At 50.3% G+C, this 21,886-nt stretch carries 40 protein-coding genes; 2 read left to right on the top strand and 38 right to left on the bottom strand.

The genetic code is table 11. From position 1 onward, the window contains the following. The first annotated feature begins 63 nt into the window (after nucleotides 1-63). On the top strand, nucleotides 64-477 hold the full coding sequence (gene mscL / locus EGY08_RS17480; protein WP_004125889.1) for a large-conductance mechanosensitive channel protein MscL: 414 nt from the start codon (nucleotides 64-66) through the stop codon (nucleotides 475-477). Here mscL and EGY08_RS17475 read toward each other — a convergent pair. From EGY08_RS17475 to rpsJ, 31 genes are all read right to left on the bottom strand, one after another. Continuing rightward, complete coding sequence (locus tag EGY08_RS17475) at nucleotides 431-691, bottom strand: alternative ribosome-rescue factor A (protein WP_004125891.1); 261 nt, start codon at nucleotides 689-691, stop codon at nucleotides 431-433. The two genes, mscL and EGY08_RS17475, sit on opposite strands and share 47 nt — an antisense overlap. A gap of 58 nt (nucleotides 692-749) precedes the next feature. After that, complete coding sequence (gene zntR / locus EGY08_RS17470; RefSeq protein ID WP_004125893.1) at nucleotides 750-1,175, bottom strand: Zn(2+)-responsive transcriptional regulator; 426 nt, start codon at nucleotides 1,173-1,175, stop codon at nucleotides 750-752. A gap of 2 nt (nucleotides 1,176-1,177) precedes the next feature. After that, complete coding sequence (locus EGY08_RS17465; protein ID WP_004125895.1) at nucleotides 1,178-1,546, bottom strand: DUF1992 domain-containing protein; 369 nt, start codon at nucleotides 1,544-1,546, stop codon at nucleotides 1,178-1,180. A gap of 107 nt (nucleotides 1,547-1,653) precedes the next feature. Then, the gene (rplQ, locus tag EGY08_RS17460; RefSeq protein WP_001216372.1) at nucleotides 1,654-2,040 is read right to left on the bottom strand and encodes a 50S ribosomal protein L17; all 387 of its coding nucleotides are present in this window, start codon (nucleotides 2,038-2,040) and stop codon (nucleotides 1,654-1,656) included. Between the two features lie 40 nt (nucleotides 2,041-2,080). After that, nucleotides 2,081-3,070 (bottom strand): DNA-directed RNA polymerase subunit alpha, encoded by a 990-nt coding sequence (locus tag EGY08_RS17455; RefSeq protein ID WP_002919219.1) that lies wholly within the window; start codon nucleotides 3,068-3,070, stop codon nucleotides 2,081-2,083. 25 nt (nucleotides 3,071-3,095) lie between these two features. Next, nucleotides 3,096-3,716, bottom strand: coding sequence for a 30S ribosomal protein S4 (gene rpsD, locus EGY08_RS17450; protein WP_004125897.1), 621 nt, complete (start codon nucleotides 3,714-3,716; stop codon nucleotides 3,096-3,098). A gap of 33 nt (nucleotides 3,717-3,749) precedes the next feature. After that, on the bottom strand, nucleotides 3,750-4,139 hold the full coding sequence (gene rpsK, locus EGY08_RS17445) for a 30S ribosomal protein S11 (protein ID WP_004138423.1): 390 nt from the start codon (nucleotides 4,137-4,139) through the stop codon (nucleotides 3,750-3,752). Between the two features lie 16 nt (nucleotides 4,140-4,155). Beyond that, on the bottom strand, nucleotides 4,156-4,512 hold the full coding sequence (rpsM, locus tag EGY08_RS17440) for a 30S ribosomal protein S13 (RefSeq protein WP_004106333.1): 357 nt from the start codon (nucleotides 4,510-4,512) through the stop codon (nucleotides 4,156-4,158). Between the two features lie 146 nt (nucleotides 4,513-4,658). Then, a complete protein-coding gene (gene rpmJ, locus EGY08_RS17435) occupies nucleotides 4,659-4,775 on the bottom strand; it encodes a 50S ribosomal protein L36 (RefSeq protein WP_000868187.1) in 117 nt (38 codons plus the stop codon). A 31-nt stretch (nucleotides 4,776-4,806) separates the two neighbouring features. Then, nucleotides 4,807-6,138 (bottom strand): preprotein translocase subunit SecY, encoded by a 1,332-nt coding sequence (gene secY, locus EGY08_RS17430; protein WP_004106334.1) that lies wholly within the window; start codon nucleotides 6,136-6,138, stop codon nucleotides 4,807-4,809. A gap of 7 nt (nucleotides 6,139-6,145) precedes the next feature. After that, complete coding sequence (rplO, locus tag EGY08_RS17425; RefSeq protein ID WP_004106336.1) at nucleotides 6,146-6,580, bottom strand: 50S ribosomal protein L15; 435 nt, start codon at nucleotides 6,578-6,580, stop codon at nucleotides 6,146-6,148. 3 nt (nucleotides 6,581-6,583) lie between these two features. Beyond that, nucleotides 6,584-6,763, bottom strand: a complete 180-nt coding sequence (gene rpmD, locus EGY08_RS17420) for a 50S ribosomal protein L30 (RefSeq protein WP_001140434.1) — start codon at nucleotides 6,761-6,763, stop codon at nucleotides 6,584-6,586. Nucleotides 6,764-6,766: 3 nt separating this feature from the next. Next, nucleotides 6,767-7,270 carry a 30S ribosomal protein S5 gene (rpsE, locus tag EGY08_RS17415; protein WP_004106339.1) on the bottom strand — a complete coding sequence of 168 codons (504 nt, stop codon included), beginning with the start codon at nucleotides 7,268-7,270 and terminating at the stop codon, nucleotides 6,767-6,769. 14 nt (nucleotides 7,271-7,284) lie between these two features. Next, nucleotides 7,285-7,638, bottom strand: coding sequence for a 50S ribosomal protein L18 (gene rplR, locus EGY08_RS17410; protein WP_000358960.1), 354 nt, complete (start codon nucleotides 7,636-7,638; stop codon nucleotides 7,285-7,287). 9 nt (nucleotides 7,639-7,647) lie between these two features. After that, nucleotides 7,648-8,181, bottom strand: coding sequence for a 50S ribosomal protein L6 (rplF, locus tag EGY08_RS17405; protein WP_004106341.1), 534 nt, complete (start codon nucleotides 8,179-8,181; stop codon nucleotides 7,648-7,650). A 12-nt stretch (nucleotides 8,182-8,193) separates the two neighbouring features. After that, on the bottom strand, nucleotides 8,194-8,586 hold the full coding sequence (gene rpsH, locus EGY08_RS17400) for a 30S ribosomal protein S8 (protein ID WP_004106343.1): 393 nt from the start codon (nucleotides 8,584-8,586) through the stop codon (nucleotides 8,194-8,196). 33 nt (nucleotides 8,587-8,619) lie between these two features. Beyond that, nucleotides 8,620-8,925 carry a 30S ribosomal protein S14 gene (gene rpsN / locus EGY08_RS17395; RefSeq protein ID WP_002919667.1) on the bottom strand — a complete coding sequence of 102 codons (306 nt, stop codon included), beginning with the start codon at nucleotides 8,923-8,925 and terminating at the stop codon, nucleotides 8,620-8,622. A 14-nt stretch (nucleotides 8,926-8,939) separates the two neighbouring features. After that, nucleotides 8,940-9,479, bottom strand: coding sequence for a 50S ribosomal protein L5 (gene rplE, locus EGY08_RS17390; protein WP_001096202.1), 540 nt, complete (start codon nucleotides 9,477-9,479; stop codon nucleotides 8,940-8,942). 14 nt (nucleotides 9,480-9,493) lie between these two features. Then, nucleotides 9,494-9,808: a 50S ribosomal protein L24 gene (gene rplX, locus EGY08_RS17385; protein WP_004106345.1), complete on the bottom strand. Its 315-nt coding sequence runs from the start codon at nucleotides 9,806-9,808 to the stop codon at nucleotides 9,494-9,496. Between the two features lie 10 nt (nucleotides 9,809-9,818). Next, complete coding sequence (rplN, locus tag EGY08_RS17380; protein ID WP_000613954.1) at nucleotides 9,819-10,190, bottom strand: 50S ribosomal protein L14; 372 nt, start codon at nucleotides 10,188-10,190, stop codon at nucleotides 9,819-9,821. Between the two features lie 165 nt (nucleotides 10,191-10,355). Next, the gene (rpsQ, locus tag EGY08_RS17375) at nucleotides 10,356-10,610 is read right to left on the bottom strand and encodes a 30S ribosomal protein S17 (protein WP_004106347.1); all 255 of its coding nucleotides are present in this window, start codon (nucleotides 10,608-10,610) and stop codon (nucleotides 10,356-10,358) included. Beyond that, nucleotides 10,610-10,801: a 50S ribosomal protein L29 gene (rpmC, locus tag EGY08_RS17370; RefSeq protein ID WP_002919754.1), complete on the bottom strand. Its 192-nt coding sequence runs from the start codon at nucleotides 10,799-10,801 to the stop codon at nucleotides 10,610-10,612. Before rpmC ends, rpsQ begins: the two co-directional genes overlap by 1 nt. Then, nucleotides 10,801-11,211, bottom strand: coding sequence for a 50S ribosomal protein L16 (gene rplP, locus EGY08_RS17365; RefSeq protein ID WP_002919759.1), 411 nt, complete (start codon nucleotides 11,209-11,211; stop codon nucleotides 10,801-10,803). Before rplP ends, rpmC begins: the two co-directional genes overlap by 1 nt. 12 nt (nucleotides 11,212-11,223) lie before the next feature. Further along, entirely contained in the window at nucleotides 11,224-11,922 is a 699-nt protein-coding gene (gene rpsC / locus EGY08_RS17360; RefSeq protein ID WP_004106350.1) for a 30S ribosomal protein S3, read from the bottom strand. A 17-nt stretch (nucleotides 11,923-11,939) separates the two neighbouring features. Further along, nucleotides 11,940-12,272, bottom strand: a complete 333-nt coding sequence (rplV, locus tag EGY08_RS17355; RefSeq protein ID WP_002919773.1) for a 50S ribosomal protein L22 — start codon at nucleotides 12,270-12,272, stop codon at nucleotides 11,940-11,942. 14 nt (nucleotides 12,273-12,286) lie between these two features. Beyond that, nucleotides 12,287-12,565 carry a 30S ribosomal protein S19 gene (rpsS, locus tag EGY08_RS17350; RefSeq protein ID WP_001138115.1) on the bottom strand — a complete coding sequence of 93 codons (279 nt, stop codon included), beginning with the start codon at nucleotides 12,563-12,565 and terminating at the stop codon, nucleotides 12,287-12,289. Nucleotides 12,566-12,581: 16 nt separating this feature from the next. After that, nucleotides 12,582-13,403 carry a 50S ribosomal protein L2 gene (gene rplB, locus EGY08_RS17345; RefSeq protein WP_000301869.1) on the bottom strand — a complete coding sequence of 274 codons (822 nt, stop codon included), beginning with the start codon at nucleotides 13,401-13,403 and terminating at the stop codon, nucleotides 12,582-12,584. Nucleotides 13,404-13,420: 17 nt separating this feature from the next. Further along, entirely contained in the window at nucleotides 13,421-13,723 is a 303-nt protein-coding gene (gene rplW, locus EGY08_RS17340) for a 50S ribosomal protein L23 (protein ID WP_000617546.1), read from the bottom strand. Next, nucleotides 13,720-14,325: a 50S ribosomal protein L4 gene (gene rplD, locus EGY08_RS17335; RefSeq protein ID WP_003031119.1), complete on the bottom strand. Its 606-nt coding sequence runs from the start codon at nucleotides 14,323-14,325 to the stop codon at nucleotides 13,720-13,722. The genes rplW and rplD overlap by 4 nt, the downstream gene beginning before the upstream one ends. A gap of 10 nt (nucleotides 14,326-14,335) precedes the next feature. After that, nucleotides 14,336-14,965, bottom strand: coding sequence for a 50S ribosomal protein L3 (rplC, locus tag EGY08_RS17330; RefSeq protein WP_004106354.1), 630 nt, complete (start codon nucleotides 14,963-14,965; stop codon nucleotides 14,336-14,338). Nucleotides 14,966-14,997: 32 nt separating this feature from the next. Further along, on the bottom strand, nucleotides 14,998-15,309 hold the full coding sequence (rpsJ, locus tag EGY08_RS17325) for a 30S ribosomal protein S10 (protein WP_001181005.1): 312 nt from the start codon (nucleotides 15,307-15,309) through the stop codon (nucleotides 14,998-15,000). A 380-nt stretch (nucleotides 15,310-15,689) separates the two neighbouring features. On the opposite strand from rpsJ, the gene EGY08_RS17320 reads away from it, so the two are divergent. Then, nucleotides 15,690-16,166, top strand: coding sequence for a prepilin peptidase (locus EGY08_RS17320; protein ID WP_004125908.1), 477 nt, complete (start codon nucleotides 15,690-15,692; stop codon nucleotides 16,164-16,166). On the opposite strand, the gene bfr is transcribed toward EGY08_RS17320, so the two are convergent. The 7 genes from bfr to tusB form a co-directional block, all read right to left on the bottom strand. Beyond that, complete coding sequence (gene bfr, locus EGY08_RS17315; RefSeq protein ID WP_004125910.1) at nucleotides 16,150-16,626, bottom strand: bacterioferritin; 477 nt, start codon at nucleotides 16,624-16,626, stop codon at nucleotides 16,150-16,152. The two genes, EGY08_RS17320 and bfr, sit on opposite strands and share 17 nt — an antisense overlap. A gap of 74 nt (nucleotides 16,627-16,700) precedes the next feature. Continuing rightward, nucleotides 16,701-16,895, bottom strand: coding sequence for a bacterioferritin-associated ferredoxin (gene bfd, locus EGY08_RS17310; RefSeq protein ID WP_004125913.1), 195 nt, complete (start codon nucleotides 16,893-16,895; stop codon nucleotides 16,701-16,703). 173 nt (nucleotides 16,896-17,068) lie between these two features. Next, nucleotides 17,069-18,253, bottom strand: a complete 1,185-nt coding sequence (gene tuf, locus EGY08_RS17305; protein ID WP_004097636.1) for an elongation factor Tu — start codon at nucleotides 18,251-18,253, stop codon at nucleotides 17,069-17,071. A 70-nt stretch (nucleotides 18,254-18,323) separates the two neighbouring features. Next, nucleotides 18,324-20,438: an elongation factor G gene (gene fusA, locus EGY08_RS17300; protein WP_004115957.1), complete on the bottom strand. Its 2,115-nt coding sequence runs from the start codon at nucleotides 20,436-20,438 to the stop codon at nucleotides 18,324-18,326. 95 nt (nucleotides 20,439-20,533) lie between these two features. Beyond that, nucleotides 20,534-21,004: a 30S ribosomal protein S7 gene (gene rpsG, locus EGY08_RS17295; RefSeq protein WP_004106370.1), complete on the bottom strand. Its 471-nt coding sequence runs from the start codon at nucleotides 21,002-21,004 to the stop codon at nucleotides 20,534-20,536. A 95-nt stretch (nucleotides 21,005-21,099) separates the two neighbouring features. After that, entirely contained in the window at nucleotides 21,100-21,474 is a 375-nt protein-coding gene (rpsL, locus tag EGY08_RS17290; RefSeq protein ID WP_002920115.1) for a 30S ribosomal protein S12, read from the bottom strand. Between the two features lie 124 nt (nucleotides 21,475-21,598). Next, nucleotides 21,599-21,886: a sulfurtransferase complex subunit TusB gene (gene tusB, locus EGY08_RS17285; protein ID WP_004125931.1), complete on the bottom strand. Its 288-nt coding sequence runs from the start codon at nucleotides 21,884-21,886 to the stop codon at nucleotides 21,599-21,601.

The following is a 21,886-nucleotide window of genomic DNA, read 5'->3' as shown; positions in this document are numbered from 1 at the left end:
GTAATGGAAAATAAGAATACATTTGTTAAACTTATCTGTGTTAGCTGGCTCAAGGAGAATAAAATGAGTTTTTTAAAAGAATTTCGCGAATTTGCGATGCGCGGGAACGTGGTTGATTTGGCAGTCGGTGTCATCATTGGTGCAGCATTTGGTAAAATCGTATCGTCGTTAGTTGCCGATATTATTATGCCGCCACTAGGTTTACTCATTGGCGGAATCGACTTTAAACAGTTTGCTGTCACGCTACGAGACGCCCAGGGAGACATCCCAGCGGTCGTAATGCATTATGGCGTATTCATCCAGAACGTCTTCGATTTTATTATCGTGGCGTTTGCCATTTTTATGGCAATCAAACTGATGAATAAATTGAATAGAAAAAAAGAAGAGATACCGGCAGCACCACCGGCCCCGACCAAAGAAGAAGTCCTGCTTAGCGAAATTCGTGACCTGTTGAAAGAACAAAACAATCGTTCTTAAGAAGCGTCAAAAGCAGAAGGCCAGTGGTAAAAAAGTTATTTACTTTCTTGCCACTGGCCTCCCGACCATTCCGTCCTGCATGTTTTTCTTTTCTTTGGTAGCTCCCTTTCCCTTTCTTGTTCTTCTCAACTCGCTGCCTGAATAATGGGTCATGAAGTAATGCCTCAATGGCGTTATCTTTAATTTGCCCTTTAGTATGCTGATAGCGGCTCATAAACTCTCCAGATTAGTAAAAGAAATCGGCCTGAGTGTAGACGCGACTGATGCAAAAATCAACGTGCTGTATTTTGGTTGCTGGCACCCTGCTCAAGCGCTTCAAGAATTGAACAATAGACGCTGCTGTGCGCTGTTCCGCAGCAAGCATCATTGAGGCGCTGCAAAGAACGACGCATGGTTTGTAGCTCTTTAATCCGGGATTCCACTTCGCTTAAACGAGCCTGCACAATACCTTTAGATTCCTGGCAGGTGTGATGTTCAGGATCGATGCGGATCGAAAGAAGTTCGCGGATCGATTCCAGCGTGAAACCGAGCTGCCTGGCATAGCGGATAAAACGCAGCCTCTGTAAGTCGTTGTCCGTATAGAGGCGAAATCCACCTTCCGTACGCACATTGTGATCCATCATCTGCTGCTTTTCGTAGTAGCGGATGGTGTCGGGAGTAACATCAGCCAATTTTGCCAGTTCACCAATACGGTACATGATTACTCCTCTTTAATTTTATGTAGCAACTTATCAGCGTAATCTCCGCGCAGGAAGTCAGTGTTCAGGCCCGCCTGTCGCAGCTTTAATTCGAGTAGCGCCAAACGACGGCTCAGCTCCGCATAGCGCGGATCGCTCTCCTGTACACCTTTTAGTAAGTCAGTGAGCATTACCGCTTCTTTACGATGTTCAAGTTCTGGAGGTAAACAACCCGCATTTTTGAGTAATCGATAACCTGCGCGTAGCTCAGCTGGCACATGCGAGTCGTCATCCAGAGACAGGGGTTCCCCGCTTCCCGGAAGATTATCTAACTCACCTTTGCGCTGCGCATCAAGAATATGACGTTCTGCCCACTGATCCAGTAACCACATCATAAGGCTCCGGCGATGAACATAAATAATGCAGATATTGTAAACAAGCAGGAATAGGGAGGATATAAAAAAACCCGCCGGAGCGGGTTTTTTTACGTTACTACAGATTACTCCGCAGCAGCTTCTGCTTTCGATTCAGAGCGATCAACCAGCTCGATGTATGCCATCGGCGCGTTGTCGCCTGCACGGAAGCCACACTTCAGAATACGAGTGTAACCACCGGCGCGGCTCGCGAAACGCGGGCCCAGCTCGTTAAACAGTTTTGCCACGATCTCGTTATCACGAGTGCGGGCGAATGCCAGACGACGATTAGCAACGCTATCAGTCTTGGCAAGAGTAATCAGCGGCTCAACTACGCGACGCAGTTCTTTCGCTTTCGGCAGGGTCGTCTTGATGATTTCATGACGAACCAGCGAACCAGCCATGTTACGGAACATAGCCTGGCGATGGCTGCTGTTGCGGTTCAGTTGACGACCACTCTTACGATGGCGCATGACCTTATCCTTCTCAGTAAAACCTTAACCTGTGATCCGGTTACTCGTCAGCAATGCTTGCCGGTGGCCAGTTTTCCAGGCGCATGCCCAGAGACAAACCACGTGAAGCCAGCACGTCTTTAATCTCGGTAAGAGATTTTTTACCCAGGTTCGGCGTTTTCAGCAACTCAACCTCGGTACGCTGTACCAGATCACCGATATAGTGGATAGCTTCTGCCTTAAGGCAGTTAGCAGAGCGGACAGTCAATTCGAGATCGTCAACAGGGCGCAGCAGGATCGGATCGAATTCTGGTTTCTCTTCTTTCACTTCCGGCTGACGTACATCACGTAAATCAACGAAAGCTTCCAGTTGTTCTGCCAGGATGGTTGCCGCACGACGAATCGCCTCTTCAGGATCGATTGTGCCGTTGGTTTCCATTTCGATGACCAGCTTGTCCAGGTCGGTACGCTGTTCTACACGCGCTGCTTCAACATTGTAGGCAATACGCTCTACCGGGCTGTAGCATGCGTCGACCAGCAGACGGCCGATTGGGCGCTCATCTTCTTCCGAATGAATTCGGGCAGAAGCCGGCACATAACCGCGACCGCGCTGAACTTTGATACGCATGCTAATAGCAGCGTTCTCATCGGTCAGGTGGCAGATCACATGTTGCGGCTTGACGATTTCGACATCACCGTCATGGGTAATGTCGGCTGCGGTCACAGGGCCAATGCCAGATTTGTTCAAAGTAAGGATAACTTCATCTTTACCCTGAACTCTCACCGCCAGCCCTTTCAGGTTGAGCAGGATTTCAAGGATATCTTCCTGAACGCCTTCTTTGGTGCTGTACTCATGAAGTACACCATCAATCTCAACCTCGGTCACCGCGCAACCCGGCATCGATGAGAGCAGAATACGGCGCAGTGCGTTACCCAGAGTATGGCCAAAGCCACGCTCTAAAGGTTCAAGGGTCACCTTGGCGTGCGTCGAACTCACTTGCTCGATATCGACCAGGCGCGGTTTTAGAAACTCTGTCACAGAACCCTGCATTGTGTCCTCTCTTTGGTACTAAGCTTTACTTGGAGTAAAGCTCGACGATCAGGTGTTCGTTAATGTCCGCAGACAGATCAGAACGTTCCGGCTGACGCTTGAACGTACCTTCCATCTTGCCAGCATCAACTTCCAGCCAGGTTGGCTTTTCACGCTGCTCAGCCAGCTCCAGAGCGGCTTTCACGCGAGATTGCTTTTTCGCTTTCTCACGAATGCTGACAACGTCATTCGCTTTAACCTGATAAGAAGCGATGTTAACAACACGACCGTTTACCATGATAGCTTTGTGGCTAACCAGCTGACGTGATTCAGCACGAGTCGCGCCGAAGCCCATACGGTATACAACGTTGTCCAGACGACCTTCCAGCAGAGTCAACAGGTTTTCACCGGTGTTGCCTTTCAGACGCGCTGCTTCTTTATAGTAGTTACGGAACTGACGCTCCAGCACACCGTACATACGGCGAACTTTTTGCTTTTCACGCAACTGCACACCATAGTCAGACAGACGCGGTTTACGCGCACCGTGCTGGCCAGGAGCTTGTTCAATTTTACACTTGGTATCGATCGCGCGAACGCCAGACTTAAGGAACAGGTCTGTGCCCTCACGACGGCTCAGCTTGAGCTTAGGACCCAAATATCTTGCCATTTTCTTTCTCCAACAATCCTAGAAACGAACGCGTTATACGCGACGTTTTTTCGGCGGACGACAACCGTTATGAGGGATCGGAGTCACATCAGTAATATTCGTGATGCGGAAACCAGCGGCGTTCAGTGCACGAATAGTAGATTCGCGACCTGGACCCGGACCTTTGACCATAACTTCCAGATTCTTGATGCCGTATTCTTTTACGGCTTCAGCGCAACGCTCTGCTGCAACCTGAGCTGCGAACGGAGTGGATTTGCGAGAACCACGGAAACCGGAACCACCGGCTGTTGCCCAACCCAGCGCGTTACCCTGACGATCGGTAATGGTAACGATGGTGTTGTTAAAAGAAGCATGGACATGAGCCACGCCATCAGAGACTTGTTTTCTTACACGCTTACGTGCACGAACTGGTGCCTTTGCCATTATTCAATCACCCCGACTATTTCTTGATCGGTTTACGCGGACCCTTACGGGTACGTGCGTTGGTCTTAGTACGCTGACCGCGAACCGGAAGACCACGACGATGGCGTAAACCACGATAGCAACCAAGGTCCATCAGACGCTTGATGCTCAGGGTGATTTCACGGCGCAGATCACCTTCAACGACAAATTTACCAACCGCTTCACGCAGGGATTCAATTTGTTCTTCAGACAGCTCACTGATCTTAACATTTTCAGCGATACCCGTGTCAGCACAGATGGCTTTAGAGCGGGTCTTGCCGATACCGAAAATGGCAGTTAATGCGATTACGGTATGTTTGTGATCAGGAATGTTAATGCCTGCTATACGGGCCACTATGCACTCCTACTATTTAATATGTACGCACCATGCTGAAAAGCCCGTTTTCAGGATACTCAAATGGAAACGTACAGACATACAAAAGATTGGCTGGCTAATCTAGCCAGCTCAACCCAACTTTGCAAGAAAAATATGCGAATAAATCAGCCTTGGCGCTGTTTATGCTTCGGCTCGGCACTGCAAATCACGCGGATGACGCCATCACGCTTAACGATTTTGCAGTTACGGCATAATTTCTTGACGGAAGCACGAACTTTCATTTTTACTCTCCGTAACTTCTCGAGCGACCTGTTAGCGGCCGTAGCCTTTCAGGTTCGCCTTCTTCAATGCAGACTCGTACTGACTCGACATCATCAGAGTTTGCACTTGAGCCATAAAGTCCATAATCACGACAACAACGATAAGCAGTGAGGTCCCACCAAAGTAGAACGGTACTTTCATTGCATCACGCATGAACTCCGGGATCAGGCAGATAAAAGTGATGTATAACGCACCGACTAAAGTCAGGCGGGTCATTACTTTATCGATATACTTCGCCGTTTGCTCTCCCGGACGAATTCCTGGTACAAATGCACCGGACTTCTTCAGGTTATCTGCTGTTTCACGCGGGTTGAAAACCAACGCCGTATAGAAGAAACAGAAGAAGATGATTGCAGACGCATAGAGTAACACATAAAGCGGTTGCCCAGGCTGCAAATACAGCGAAATTGTTGTCAGCCAGTTCCAACCAGTACCGCCCCCGAACCATGATGTAATGGTTGCCGGGAACAGAATAATACTGGAAGCGAAGATTGCCGGGATTACCCCTGCCATATTCACTTTCAGCGGTAAATGTGTGCTCTGTGCAGCATAGACACGACGACCCTGTTGACGCTTAGCGTAGTTTACCACAATGCGGCGTTGGCCACGCTCAACAAAGACAACAAAGAAAGTCACTGCAAATACTAATACTGCAACCAACAGCAACAGGAGGAAGTGCAGGTCGCCTTGACGCGCTTGCTCGATAGTATGGGCGATGGCCGGCGGGAGACCCGCAACGATACCGGCGAAGATAATGATCGAGATACCGTTTCCGATACCGCGTTCAGTAATCTGTTCACCGAGCCACATCAGGAACATCGTTCCTGAGACCAGACTAACAACAGCGGTGAAATAGAATGCAAAGCCTGGATTAATCACCAGGCCCTGCATACCAGGCATATTCGGCAGACCGGTAGCAATACCAATCGACTGGAATATCGCCAGCACCAGAGTACCGTAGCGGGTGTACTGGCTGATCTTACGACGACCAGACTCCCCTTCTTTCTTCAGCTCTGCTAACGGCTGATAAACAACCGTTAACAGCTGGACAATGATCGATGCCGAAATATACGGCATGATACCCAACGCAAAGATAGAAGCACGGCTGAGAGCACCACCAGAGAACATGTTGAACATTTCAATGATGGTGCCTCGCTGTTGCTCAAGCAGTTTGGCAAGTACAGCGGCATCAATACCAGGGATCGGAATAAAAGAGCCAATACGGAACACAATCAACGCACCGATTACAAACAACAGTCTGCGCTTCAGTTCGCCAATCCCACCTTTGGCACTTTGAAAATCTAATCCCGGTTGCTTAGCCATCTGCTACTTATTCCTCAATTTTACCGCCAGCAGCTTCGATAGCAGCACGAGCACCTTTAGTCACGCGCAGGCCACGAACAGTTACCGGACGAGATACCTCACCAGACAGGATCACTTTCGCGAATTCGATCTGGATACCGATAATGTTAGCCGCTTTCAGCGTGTTCAGGTCGATAACATCGCCTTCTACGTGAGCCAGATCAGACAGACGAACTTCTGCAGTGATCATCGCTTTACGAGAAGTGAAGCCGAATTTCGGCAGACGACGGTACAGAGGCATCTGACCACCTTCGAAACCGCGACGTACGCCACCGCCAGAACGAGAGTTCTGACCTTTGTGACCACGACCACCGGTTTTACCGAGGCCAGAACCGATACCACGACCCAGGCGTTTACCCGCCTTTTTGGAGCCTTCGGCCGGAGACAGAGTATTTAAACGCATCTCTTACTCCTCAACTTTAACCATGAAGGAAACCGCGTTGACCATACCACGAACAGCAGGAGTATCCTCGCGCTCTACGGTGTGACCAATACGACGCAGACCCAGGCCAAGCAGCGTTGCCTTGTGTTTCGGCAAACGACCGATTGCACTGCGGGTTTGAGTAATTTTAATAGTCTTTGCCATGGTTTATTTCCCCAGAATTTCTTCAACGGATTTACCACGCTTGGCAGCGACCATTTCTGGAGAATTCATATTTTCCAGGCCATCAATAGTTGCACGAACCACGTTGATCGGGTTGGTGGAACCATATGCTTTGGCCAGAACGTTATGAACTCCAGCAACTTCCAGAACGGCGCGCATTGCACCACCGGCAATGATACCGGTACCTTCGGAAGCTGGCTGCATGAATACACGAGAACCCGTGTGAACACCTTTAACCGGGTGCTGCAGGGTGCCGTGGTTCAGCGCGACATTAATCATATTGCGACGGGCTTTTTCCATCGCTTTCTGGATCGCTGCTGGAACTTCACGCGCTTTACCGTAACCAAAACCAACGCGACCGTTACCGTCACCAACTACAGTCAGAGCTGTGAAGGAGAAAATACGACCACCTTTAACGGTTTTAGATACGCGGTTAACCGCGATCAGCTTTTCCTGCAGTTCGCCAGCTTGTTTTTCGATGTGAGCCATCTTACACCTCTACCTTAGAACTGAAGGCCAGCTTCACGGGCAGCATCTGCCAGTGCCTGGACACGACCATGATATTGGAACCCGGAACGGTCAAAGGAAACATCTTTGATGCCTTTTTCCAGAGCGCGTTCAGCAACAGCTTTACCCACAGCTGCTGCCGCGTCTTTGTTACCGGTGTACTTCAGTTGTTCAGCGATAGCTTTTTCTACAGTAGAAGCAGCTACCAGAACTTCAGAACCGTTCGGTGCAATTACCTGTGCGTAAATATGACGCGGGGTACGATGTACCACCAGGCGAGTTGCACCCAGCTCCTGGAGCTTGCGGCGTGCGCGGGTCGCACGACGGATACGAGCAGATTTCTTATCCATAGTGTTACCTTACTTCTTCTTAGCCTCTTTGGTACGCACGACTTCGTCGGCGTAACGAACACCCTTGCCTTTATAAGGCTCAGGACGACGGTAGGCGCGCAGATCTGCTGCAACCTGACCGATCACCTGCTTATCAGCGCCTTTCAGCACGATTTCAGTTTGAGTCGGACATTCTGCAGTGATACCGGCCGGCAGTTTATGCTCAACAGGATGAGAGAAACCTAAAGCCAGGTTTACTACATCCCCTTTGACCGCTGCACGATAGCCTACACCAACCAGCTGAAGCTTTTTAGTGAAGCCTTCGGTAACACCAACAACCATTGAGTTCAGCAGGGCACGCGCGGTACCAGCCTGAGCCCATCCATCCACGAAACCATCACGCGGACCGAAGGTCAGAGCATTATCTGCATGTTTAACTTCAACAGCATTGTTGAGGGTACGAGTCAGCTCGCCGTTTTTACCTTTGATCGTAATAACCTGACCGTTGATTTTTACATCAACGCCGGCAGGAACAACGACCGGTGCTTTAGCAACACGAGACATTTTTTCCTCCGATTAGGCTACGTAGCAGATAATTTCGCCACCAAGACCAGCCTGGCGCGCTGCACGATCGGTCATAACACCTTTAGAGGTAGAAATAACCGCGATACCCAGACCCGCCATAACTTTCGGCAGCTCATCTTTACGTTTGTAGATGCGCAGACCTGGGCGGCTGACACGCTGAATGCTTTCTACAACAGCTTTACCCTGGAAATACTTAAGAGTCAGTTCCAGTTCCGGCTTGATGTCGCCTTCAACTTTAAAATCTTCAATAAAGCCTTCTTCCTTCAGCACGTTGGCAATTGCCACTTTCAGCTTGGAGGAAGGCATGGTGACCGCAGCTTTATTCGCGGCCTGACCGTTACGGATACGGGTCAGCATATCCGCGATCGGATCTTGCATGCTCATCTGTCTTTACTCCCGTGATTCAATTGGTGACAATTACCAGCTAGCCTTTTTCAGACCCGGGATTTCACCGCGCATTGCGGCTTCACGGACCTTGATACGGCTCAACCCGAACTTCCGCAGGAAACCATGCGGACGACCTGTTTGACGGCAGCGATTACGCTGACGAGACGGGCTGGAATCACGCGGCAGAGTCTGCAGCTTGAGAACAGCGTTCCAACGATCTTCGTCGGTTGCGTTCACATCAGAGATGATAGCTTTCAGTTCAGCGCGTTTAGCGAAGAATTTATCAGCTAAAGCCACGCGCTTTACTTCGCGTGCTTTCATTGATTGCTTAGCCATTAAGTAACCCTACCTTACTTGCGGAACGGGAAGTCAAAGGCAGCCAGCAGAGCGCGGCCTTCTTCATCAGATTTCGCAGTAGTGGTAATGGTAATATCCAAACCACGAACGCGGTCGACTTTATCGTAGTCGATTTCTGGGAAGATGATCTGCTCACGGACACCCATGCTGTAGTTGCCACGACCGTCGAAAGACTTAGCGGACAAGCCACGGAAGTCACGGATACGCGGTACAGCAATAGTGATCAGGCGCTCAAAGAACTCCCACATGCGTTCGCCACGCAGAGTTACTTTACAGCCGATCGGATAGCCCTGACGGATTTTGAAGCCTGCAACTGATTTGCGTGCTTTGGTGATCAGCGGTTTTTGACCGGAGATTGCTGTCAGATCTGCTGCTGCGTTATCCAGCAGTTTCTTGTCAGCGATCGCTTCACCAACACCCATGTTCAGGGTGATCTTCTCGACCCGAGGGACTTGCATGACAGAATTGTAGTTAAACTCAGTCATGAGTTTTTTAACTACTTCGTCTTTGTAGTAATCATGCAGTTTCGCCATCGTACTACTCCAAATTACTTGATAGTTTCGCTGTTAGACTTGAAGAAACGGACTTTTTTGCCGTCTTCGAATCTAAAGCCTACACGGTCAGCCTTGCCGGTTGCCGCATTGAAGATCGCAACGTTAGAAACCTGAATAGCAGCTTCTTTTTCAACGATGCCGCCTGGTTGGTTCAGAGCCGGAACCGGCTTCTGGTGTTTCTTAACCAGGTTGATACCTTCAACAATGAGCTTGCCGGAAGACAAGACATTCTTAACTTTACCGCGTTTACCTTTATCTTTACCGGTTAACACGATAACTTCGTCATCACGACGGATTTTCGCTGCCATGATTCGCTCCTTAGAGTACTTCTGGGGCCAGAGAGATAATTTTCATGAACTTCTCGTTACGAAGTTCACGAGTTACCGGCCCAAAAATACGCGTACCGATGGGCTGCTCGCTGTTATTGTTTAAAATAACGCATGCATTACCATCGAAGCGAATGACAGAACCGTCCGGGCGACGAACACCCTTCTTGGTGCGCACCACTACCGCCTTCAGCACATCACCTTTTTTGACCTTACCACGCGGAATTGCTTCCTTGATGGTGATCTTGATGATGTCGCCTACGCCTGCGTAGCGACGGTGCGAGCCACCCAGAACCTTGATACACATTACGCGACGTGCACCGGAGTTGTCGGCGACGTTCAGCATAGTCTGTTCTTGGATCATTTTAGTGCTCCGCTAATGTCAACTACTACTGAGACCCAAAAATAGGGTCGTTAAAAAAGCCCCATATCGAGGGCGCGGCATTATAACACCGCAAATCAGATATGGGTAGAAAAAATAAACGGCTCATCGCTGAGCCGTTTATCCGTATCGAGAATGCGTACTGTATTACAGAACCGCTTTCTCTACAACGCGAACCAGCGTCCAGGACTTAGTCTTGGACAGCGGACGGCATTCGCGGATTTCAACCACGTCGCCGATACCGCATTCGTTGTTCTCGTCATGTACGTGCAGTTTGGTCGTACGCTTGATGAATTTGCCGTATACCGGGTGTTTCACCATACGTTCGATAGCAACAACAATGGATTTCTCCATTTTGTCGCTAACCACGCGACCTTGCAGAGTACGGATTTTATCGGTCATTACGCACCCGCCTTCTGAGTCAGTAAAGTCTTAACGCGTGCAACATCACGACGCACTTGCTTCAGCAGATGAGTCTGTTGCAGCTGGCCACTTGCAGCCTGCATACGCAGGTTGAACTGCTCACGCAGCAGGTTCAGCAGCTCAGCGTTCAGCTCTTCAACGCTTTTTTCACGCAGCTCTTTTGCTTTCATTACATCACCGTCTTAGTTACAAAGGTGGTTTTGATCGGCAGTTTCGCTGCTGCCAGGCCGAATGCTTCACGGGCCAGCTCTTCCGGTACGCCGTCCATTTCATAAAGGACTTTACCCGGCTGAATCAAGGCAACCCAGTACTCCACGTTACCTTTACCTTTACCCATACGAACTTCCAGCGGCTTCTCGGTGATCGGTTTGTCCGGGAATACACGGATCCAGATCTTACCTTGACGCTTAACTGCACGGGTCATAGCACGACGTGCTGCTTCGATCTGACGTGCAGTCAGACGACCACGGCCAACAGCTTTCAGACCGAAAGTGCCGAAGCTAACATCCGTACCCTGCGCCAGACCACGGTTGCGGCCTTTGTGCACTTTACGGAATTTTGTACGCTTTGGTTGTAACATCAGCGACGCTCCTTATTTACGGCCTTTACGCTGCTGCTTTTTAGGTTGAGCAGCCGGTTCCGGTTGTTCAACAGCAGCCATACCACCCAGGATCTCACCTTTGAAGATCCATACCTTAACGCCGATTACACCGTAAGTGGTGTGCGCTTCAGAGGTGTTGTAGTCGATGTCAGCACGCAGAGTGTGCAGCGGAACGCGACCTTCACGGTACCATTCGGTACGTGCGATTTCCGCGCCGCCCAGACGGCCGCTAACTTCAACTTTGATACCTTTAGCGCCCAGACGCATTGCGTTCTGTACAGCACGCTTCATAGCACGACGGAACATAACGCGACGTTCCAGCTGAGAAGTGATGCTGTCAGCAACTAATTTAGCGTCCAGTTCAGGCTTACGAACTTCGGCAATATTGATCTGTGCAGGCACGCCAGCGAGATCCGCGACGACCTTGCGCAGTTTTTCTACGTCTTCGCCTTTCTTACCGATAACGATACCCGGGCGAGCAGTGTGAATGGTCACACGAATGCTTTTAGCCGGACGCTCGATAACGATACGAGATACAGACGCTTTCGCCAGTTCCTTAGTCAGGTACTGACGTACTTTAAAATCGCTGTCCAGGTTGTCAGCGAATTCTTTGGTGTTCGCAAACCAGGTTGAGTTCCATGGTTTTACAATACCCAGGCGAATACCATTAGGATGTACTTTCTGACCCATTGCTAGTCTCCAGAGTCTCAGCGATCGGACACAACCACAGTAATGTGGCTGGTGCGCTTCAGGATGCGATCTGCACGACCTTTAGCACGCGGCATAATGCGCTTCATGCTCGGGCCTTCGTCTACGAAAATTTTCGCAACTTTCAGATCATCAATGTCAGCGCCATCGTTGTGTTCAGCGTTAGCAATGGCAGATTCCAGTACCTTCTTGACCAGTACAGCAGCTTTCTTATTGGTGTAGGTCAGAATATCCAGGGCCTGCGACACTTTCTTACCGCGAATCAGGTCAGCAACAAGGCGAACCTTCTGAGCAGAAGAACGAGCATGGCGATGTTGAGCTAAAGTTTCCATCTCTTCCTCCTACCTTATTTCTTCTTCGCTTTTTTATCAGCAGCGTGGCCGCGATAAGTACGAGTCGGTGCGAATTCACCCAGTTTGTGACCAACCATTTCGTCGGAAACAAAAACTGGAACGTGCTGACGACCATTATGGACAGCGATGGTCAAACCGATCATGTTAGGAAAGATCGTTGAACGACGGGACCAAGTGCGCAGGGGCTTCTTGTCTCCGCTTTCCACCGCTTTCTCTACCTTCTTCAGCAAGTGCAGGTCAATAAAAGGACCTTTCTTGAGAGAACGTGGCATGGCTTATCCTCTAAAATTATTTGCTACGGCGACGTACGATGAATTTATCAGTACGCTTGTTGCTGCGGGTCTTCTTACCTTTGGTCTGAACGCCCCACGGAGTTACCGGGTGCTTACCAAAGTTACGACCTTCACCACCACCATGTGGGTGGTCGACTGGGTTCATCGCAGTACCGCGAACGGTAGGACGAACACCACGCCAGCGTGCAGCACCTGCTTTACCCAGAACGCGCAGCATATGCTCAGCATTGCCAACTTCACCCAGAGTAGCGCGGCAGTCTGCTTCGACTTTACGCATTTCACCAGAGCGCAGACGCAGGGTGACATAAGCACCATCGCGAGCAACGATCTGAACGTAAGTACCAGCGGAACGCGCCAGCTGACCGCCTTTACCTGGTTTCATTTCTACGTTATGAACGGTAGAACCAACCGGGATATTGCGCATCGGCAGGGTGTTGCCTGCTTTGATTGCAGCATCAACGCCAGATTGAATCTGGTCGCCAGCTTTCAGGCCTTTAGGGGCCAGAATGTAACGGCGCTCACCATCTTTGTACAGAACCAGCGCGATGTTCGCGGAGCGGTTCGGATCGTACTCAAGACGTTCAACAACTGCCGGGATACCATCTTTGTTGCGTTTGAAGTCAACAATACGGTAGGCCTGTTTGTGACCACCACCGATATGACGGGTGGTGATACGGCCATTGTTGTTACGACCACCGGATTTGCTGTTTTTTTCAACCAGCGGAGCAAAAGGTTTGCCCTTGTGCAGCTCTGGGTTGACCACTTTAACAACGTGGCGACGACCCGGAGATGTCGGTTTACATTTAACAACTGCCATTGTATTACTCCTCCGACTTACTCAGCGCCGCCGACGAAGTCCAGATTCTGGCCTTCCTTCAGGGTGACGTAAGCTTTTTTCCAGTCGCTACGACGACCGATACGCTGTCCGTGACGTTTAACTTTCCCTTTAACTACCAGGGTGTTAACGACTTCGACTTCGACTTCAAACAGTTTCTGCACAGCAGCTTTGATCTCTGCTTTGGTCGCGTCTTTAGCAACTTTGAGAACGATGGTATTGGTTTTTTCCATCGCAGTAGACGCTTTTTCAGAAACGTGCGGTGCGCGCAGCACCTTCAGCAGACGTTCTTCACGAATCATGCCAGCATCTCCTCAACTTGCTTAACAGCATCAGCAGTCATTACGACTTTGTCGAAGGCGATCAGGCTAACCGGGTCGATACCAGTTGCATCACGTACGTCAACCTTGTGCAGGTTGCGCGCAGCAAGGAACAGGTTCTCGTCCAGCTCACCGGTGATGATCAGCACATCTTCCAGAGCCATGTCTTTCAGTTTCTGTGCCAGCAGCTTAGTTTTAGGCGCTTCTACAGAGAAAGATTCGACAACGATCAGACGATCCTGACGTACCAGTTCGGACAGAATGCTTTTCAGCGCGCCGCGGTACATCTTTTTGTTAACTTTTTGACTGTGGTCCTGCGGACGCGCAGCGAAGGTCACGCCACCTGAACGCCAGATCGGGCTCTTGATAGAACCTGAACGCGCACGGCCGGTACCTTTCTGGCGCCACGGCTTTTTGCCTGAACCAGTTACTTCAGCACGAGTCTTCTGAGCACGAGTACCCTGACGAGCACCAGCTGCATAAGCAACTACAACCTGGTGAACCAGCGCTTCGTTGAAATCACGACCGAAGGTAGTTTCGGAAACAGTCAGCGCGCTCTGCGCGTCTTTCAATACTAATTCCATTGCTATCCCCTTACGCCTTCACAGCTGGTTTAACGATCAGGTCGCTACCGGTTGCACCCGGGACCGCGCCTTTAACCAGCAGCAGGTTGCGCTCAGCGTCAACACGTACTACGTCCAGGCTCTGAACGGTGACACGTTCGTTACCCAGCTGACCTGCCATTTTCTTGCCTTTGAACACTTTGCCCGGAGTCTGGTTCTGACCGATAGAACCCGGAACGCGGTGAGACAAGGAGTTACCGTGAGTTGCGTCCTGGGTACGGAAGTTCCAGCGCTTAACGGTACCAGCAAAACCTTTACCTTTAGAGGTACCGGTTACGTCAACTTTTTTAACGTCAGCAAACAGCTCAACGCTAATGTCCTGACCTACGGTGAACTCTTCGCCGTCAGCCAGACGGAATTCCCACAGACCACGGCCAGCTTCAACGCCAGCTTTAGCGAAGTGACCCGCTTCCGGTTTAGTTACACGGTTAGCTTTTTTAGCACCAGTGGTAACCTGAACGGCACGGTAGCCATCGTTAGCCAGATCTTTAACCTGAGTAACGCGGTTTGCTTCAACTTCGATTACGGTTACTGGGATAGATACGCCATCTTCAGTGAAGATGCGGGTCATGCCCACTTTTTTACCGACTAAACCAATCATTGTTTCAACCTCTCAATCGCTCGATGACCTGATTAACCCAGGCTGATCTGCACGTCTACACCGGCAGCCAGATCCAGACGCATCAGAGCATCAACGGTTTTTTCAGTTGGCTCAACGATGTCAACCAGACGCTTATGAGTGCGGATTTCGTACTGATCGCGCGCATCTTTGTTGACGTGCGGAGAAATCAGAACGGTAAAGCGCTCTTTGCGGGTCGGCAGCGGGATCGGACCACGGACTTGCGCACCAGTGCGCTTAGCAGTCTCGACGATTTCCGCGGTTGATTGATCGATCAGACGATGATCAAACGCTTTAAGGCGGATACGGATTCTTTGGTTCTGCATGAGACCAGAGCTCCAATTATTTTATAGACGAAATGGTTACTCCTCATACCCATTACGATTGATGGGAGAGTGTAACCGTTCTTACATAGTTCCCCAATTGGGAACATTGTTTGGTAGCGTGTTGCTGCTACCGGGGTTCATATCGAACCGGCCGTCAACTTTGACAGGCCCGCGCATTATACGCAAATTCAGATACAACGCAAGGGCTGCGTACAAAATCATCACCTGTTTCCGGGAGCACGCATCCGCGTTTACTGCAATACCATGAAAGACCAGTAAAAACTCTGGATTAGGGTATCCACTCCTGTTTATTGCCTTTTGCCAGAAACCCCGTATCAGCATCACACTCGGTCACTGAGGCCACAACGCGGGAACAATCGATGACAGTAGCGACCTTTGCATTCTTTATTATCCATGGCGGGTTATTACTCACGCTTTGTTGGCACGACCTGCGCTATGGCTTGCTACCCGATAAATTTACCTGCCCTCTGCTGTGGAGTGGATTGCTTTATTATCTCTGTCTGTCGCCGGCTAATCTGGTACATGCCGTCTGGGGTGCGATAGGCGGCTATCTGGCCTTCGGGTTGATCTATTGGCTCTACAGGGGAATACGCGGGCGAGAAGGCATTGGCTACGGCGATATAAAATTTCTCGCCGCGCTTGGGGCATGGCATGGGTGGAAAGTTTTACCGCAGCTTGTTCTCATAGCAGCTATTCTGGCCTGCGCTGCCGTAACAGCGCTGACTTTGTGCACAAGAACAAGGCAGACGCTACACTACCCGCTGCCTTTTGGCCCTTTCCTGGCCGCAGCGGGTGTGTTCTGTGGATGGCAGGCGTTTATCAGTCAGCCACTTTAATCTGCGACTGAAGATAATTCTGCAGACCAATTTTGCCTATCAGGTCCAATTCGGTTTCCAGCCAATCGATATGGCCCTCTTCATCTGCAAGGATGGTGATTAACATATCACGGCTGACGTAGTCATGGACGCTATCGGCATAGGCAATGGCCTCGCGTAGATCCTTCGCCCCTTCAAGCTCCAGCCTCAGGTCGGATTGCAGCATCTCCTCGACGTCTTCCCCGATGCGGAGTTTGCCGAGATCCTGCAGATTCGGGATCCCTTCGAGAAACAAAATGCGCTCAATATACTTATCGGCGTGCTTCATTTCATCGATAGATTCGTGGTATTCGACATCATTGAGGCGCATCAGGCCCCAGTTCTTGAACATTCTCGCATGGAGAAAGTATTGATTAATTGCGACAAGCTCATTTCCCAATAATTTATTGAGATAACTTATGATTTTGACATCACCTTTCATTATATAGTCCCTCCGCTTCCACTTATTGAAGCGTAGTTCGAGCTATAGGGATGTCAAAGTAAAGCTGAGGGGCTTCAGGCGATCTCTTGATATTCCGGCATGCGGGTTAATTCATCTTCCATAATTTCGCGCGCCGCGCGAACGCACTTACCGCATTGATTTCCAACGGGAATAAATTTTCTCAGTTGCTGAAAAGACTGAGGATTGAATTGGCGCACAGCCTGGCGAATTTTTTTATCGTTCACACCATTACACAGACAAACGTACATATATACTCCCGTTCAACTTACAAACAAAGTGTAAATGAGAATAGTTATGATTACAATAGCGTGTCTATTAAATAAACATTTAATCTATTTGCTGCTGGTCATCGTGCTGCAACTCACAAATAGCAGGCAGCAAAAAGGGCGCCTTAGCGCCCTTTTTAATTCAGAACTAATTATTAGCCCAGAACTTTAGCAACAACGCCCGCGCCAACGGTACGGCCACCTTCACGGATTGCGAAACGCAGACCGTCGTCCATCGCGATCGGGTGGATCAGGGTAACAACCATTTTGATGTTGTCGCCCGGCATTACCATCTCTACGCCTTCCGGCAGTTCGATGGTGCCAGTCACGTCAGTTGTACGGAAGTAGAACTGCGGACGGTAGCCTTTGAAGAACGGAGTATGACGGCCGCCTTCGTCTTTGGACAGAATGTACACTTCAGATTCGAACTTGGTGTGCGGCTTGATGGAACCCGGCTTAGCCAGTACCTGACCACGTTCGATTTCTTCACGTTTGATACCACGCAGCAGAACACCAACGTTCTCACCAGCACGGCCTTCGTCCAGCAGTTTGCGGAACATTTCAACGCCAGTACAGGTAGACTTCGCAGTCTCTTTGATACCAACGATTTCAACTTCTTCGCCAACTTTGATGATACCGCGCTCTACACGACCGGTAACAACGGTACCACGACCGGAGATGGAGAATACGTCTTCGATCGGCAGCAGGAACGGCTTGTCAATCGCACGCTCTGGTTCCGGGATGTAAGAATCCAGGTAGCCAGCCAGTTCGATGATTTTCGCTTCCCAGTCTGCGTCGCCTTCCAGCGCTTTCAGAGCGGAACCGCGAACGATCGGAGTGTCGTCGCCCGGGAAATCGTACTGAGACAGAAGTTCACGAACTTCCATTTCAACCAGTTCCAGCAGCTCTTCGTCATCAACCATGTCGCATTTGTTCAGGAACACGATGATGTACGGAACGCCTACCTGACGACCCAGCAGGATGTGCTCACGAGTCTGCGGCATCGGGCCGTCAGTCGCAGCAACAACCAGGATCGCGCCGTCCATCTGCGCAGCACCGGTGATCATGTTTTTAACATAGTCGGCGTGGCCCGGGCAGTCTACGTGCGCGTAGTGGCGAGTCGGGGTGTCATATTCAACGTGAGAAGTGTTGATGGTGATACCACGAGCTTTTTCTTCCGGCGCGTTATCGATCTGGTCGAATGCACGAGCAGAACCACCGTAGGTTTTAGCCAGAACGGTAGTGATTGCAGCGGTCAGAGTAGTTTTACCATGGTCAACGTGGCCGATAGTACCGACGTTGACGTGCGGTTTTGTACGTTCAAATTTTTCTTTAGACACGGCTATATTCCTTACTATAGTGCTCTCCCCTTCTGGAGAGAGCACGGGACTTTGGTTTTAACCCTGCGGCTTATTTACCACGGGCTTCGATTACGGCCTGAGCAACGTTGTTCGGCGCATCATCATACTTCAGGAACTCCATGGAGTAAGAAGCACGACCTTTGGTCAGAGAACGCAGCTGAGTTGCATATCCGAACATTTCAGACAGCGGAACTTCAGCGTGGATCACAACGCCAGTCACGTTGGATTCCTGACCGCGCAGCATACCGCGACGACGGCTAAGGTCACCGATAACGTCACCAGTGTTCTCTTCCGGAGTTTCTACTTCAACCTTCATGATCGGCTCAAGCAGAACTGGTTTCGCTTTCTTAAAGCCATCTTTAAAGGCAATAGAAGCGGCCAGTTTAAACGCCAGTTCAGAGGAGTCAACGTCGTGGTAAGAACCGAAGTGCAGACGCACGCCCAGATCAACTACCGGATAACCAGCCAGAGGACCTGCTTTCAGCTGCTCCTGGATGCCTTTATCAACGGCCGGGATGTATTCGCCAGGAATTACACCACCTTTGATGTCGTTGATGAACTCATAACCTTTCGGGTTAGAGCCCGGCTCCAGTGGGTACATGTCGATAACGACGTGACCGTACTGACCGCGACCACCAGACTGTTTAGCGTGTTTACCTTCGATATCGGTAACTTTCGCGCGAATCGCTTCGCGGTAAGCAACCTGAGGTTTACCGACGTTCGCTTCAACGTTGAATTCACGCTTCATACGGTCAACGATGATGTCGAGGTGCAGCTCACCCATACCGGCGATGATGGTCTGGTTAGATTCTTCGTCAGTCCATACGCGGAAAGACGGGTCTTCTTTAGCCAGACGGCCCAGAGCCAGACCCATTTTTTCCTGGTCAGCTTTGGTTTTCGGTTCAACAGCGATAGAGATTACCGGCTCAGGGAATTCCATACGCTCCAGAATGATCGGCGCATTAGGATCGCACAGAGTGTCACCCGTAGTTACGTCTTTCAGACCGATAGCAGCAGCGATATCGCCCGCGCGAACTTCTTTGATCTCTTCACGTTTGTTAGCGTGCATCTGTACGATACGACCGAAACGCTCACGTGCAGCTTTCACGGAGTTCAGGATGGTATCACCAGAGTTAACCACACCGGAGTACACGCGGAAGAAGGTCAGGTTACCCACGAACGGGTCGGTAGCGATTTTGAATGCCAGAGCAGCAAACGGCTCATCATCGCTAGCGTGACGCTCAGCCGGAGTATCTTTACCGTCGTCCAGGATACCGTTGATCGCAGGTACGTCAACCGGGGATGGCAGGTAGTCAACTACCGCATCCAGCATCGCCTGAACACCTTTGTTCTTGAACGCAGAACCACAGGTTACCAGGATGATTTCGTTGTTCAGAACGCGCTGACGCAGAGCAGTTTTAATCTCTTCTTCAGTCAGTTCTTCACCACCCAGGTATTTCTCCATCAGCTCTTCAGAAGCTTCAGCAGCGGACTCGATCAGGTTCTGGTGCCATTCTTCGGCCAGTTCCTGCATGTCTGCCGGGATATCTTCATAAGTGAAGGTTACACCTGCATCTTCTTCGTTCCAGTTGATGGCTTTCATTTTCACCAGGTCAACAACACCGGTGAACGCTTCTTCAGCGCCAATCGCCAGCTGCAGCGGAACAGGGTTCGCGCCCAGACGGGTTTTGATCTGACCAACAACTTTCAGGAAGTTCGCACCCATACGGTCCATTTTGTTAACGAACGCAATGCGCGGAACTTTATATTTGTTTGCCTGACGCCATACGGTTTCAGACTGAGGCTGAACACCACCAACTGCGCAGTAAACCATTACTGCACCATCAAGCACACGCATGGAACGTTCAACTTCGATAGTGAAGTCAACGTGCCCCGGGGTGTCGATGATGTTTACGCGATGCGGTTCATACTGCTTAGCCATACCTGACCAGAATGCAGTAGTCGCTGCGGAGGTGATAGTAATACCACGCTCCTGCTCCTGTTCCATCCAGTCCATGGTGGCAGCGCCGTCATGAACTTCACCGATTTTGTGGTTTACACCGGTGTAGAACAGAATACGTTCGGTAGTAGTAGTTTTACCGGCGTCGATGTGCGCACTGATACCGATGTTACGGTAGCGTGCGATGGGTGTTGTACGAGCCATTTGATTCCTCGTTATTTCTTTAGGCGTTCAGTTAAGTTATCCAAAACGGGCGACTTATCTGAAGCGCCCGTCTGGTGACTATGACTCCGAAGGGATTACCAACGGTAGTGTGCGAACGCCTTGTTGGCTTCTGCCATACGGTGAACGTCTTCACGTTTCTTAACTGCAGTACCTTTGTTGTCTGCAGCATCAGAGAGTTCGTTCGCCAGACGCAGAGCCATGGATTTATCACCACGTTTACGAGCAGCTTCAACGATCCAACGCATTGCCAGAGCATTACGACGAACCGGACGGACTTCAACTGGAACCTGATAAGTAGAACCACCAACGCGGCGAGACTTAACTTCTACAGTCGGGCGCACGTTGTCGAGAGCGACTTCGAAAGCTTCCAGTTCATTTTTACCAGAGCGCTGAGCCAGGGTCTCCAGCGCGCTGTATACGATTGCTTCTGCAGTAGATTTTTTACCATCTACCATCAGGATATTTACAAATTTAGCCAGCAGTTCTGATCCGAACTTAGGATCCGGCAGGATTTTACGCTGACCAATGACGCGACGACGTGGCATGGAAATACTCCGTTGTTAATTCAGGATTGTCCAAAACTCTAAGAGTTTAGTTTGACATTAATATAAAACGTTTGGCCTTACTTAACGGAGAACCATTAAGCCTTAGGACGCTTCACGCCATACTTGGAGCGAGCTTGCTTACGGTCTTTAACGCCGGAGCAGTCAAGCGCACCACGAACGGTGTGGTAACGAACACCCGGAAGGTCTTTAACACGACCGCCACGGATCAGGATCACGGAGTGCTCCTGCAGGTTGTGACCTTCACCACCGATGTAGGAGGTGACTTCGAAACCGTTAGTCAGACGCACACGGCAAACTTTACGCAGTGCGGAGTTCGGTTTCTTAGGAGTGGTGGTATATACACGAGTACATACGCCACGTTTCTGCGGGCAGGCTTCCAGCGCCGGCACGTTGCTCTTTGCAACTTTGCGCGCGCGTGGTTTGCGTACCAGCTGGTTAATTGTTGCCATTAAATAGCTCCTGGTTTTAGCTTTTGCTTCGTAAACACGTAATAAATCGCCTCATATAATATGAGGACGCAGAATTTTAGGGCGGTGCCGAAAAGGTGTCAAGAAATATACAACAATCCCGCCATTACCAGGCCAACTGACCCGCATGTTTGACGGTCAGTCTGACGAACTCAGTATAGCTAACCCTGATGACGCTGTCCGCAATTTGACCAGTCAGCCCGCGGGCTTCGATATCTTCTTGCAGAGCGTAGATGGAGATGGGGGCAGATTGCAGGATTTCAAGGAAACGCCCTTCCGCGATGGCGGCGATAACGCCGTCCGACAGCAGGAGAAGATCGTCACCCTCTTTTATCAAACGGCGCATCGTCGCTATATCGGCGTGCCAGGGGGATGTGCTTAGTGTGTGGAGCAT

The organism is Klebsiella sp. FDAARGOS_511 (genome assembly GCF_003812845.1).
Taxonomy (GTDB): domain Bacteria; phylum Pseudomonadota; class Gammaproteobacteria; order Enterobacterales; family Enterobacteriaceae; genus Klebsiella; species Klebsiella grimontii.
Note: the sequence above shows the minus strand (reverse complement) of the source record. Positions and strands in the feature narration are given on the sequence as shown.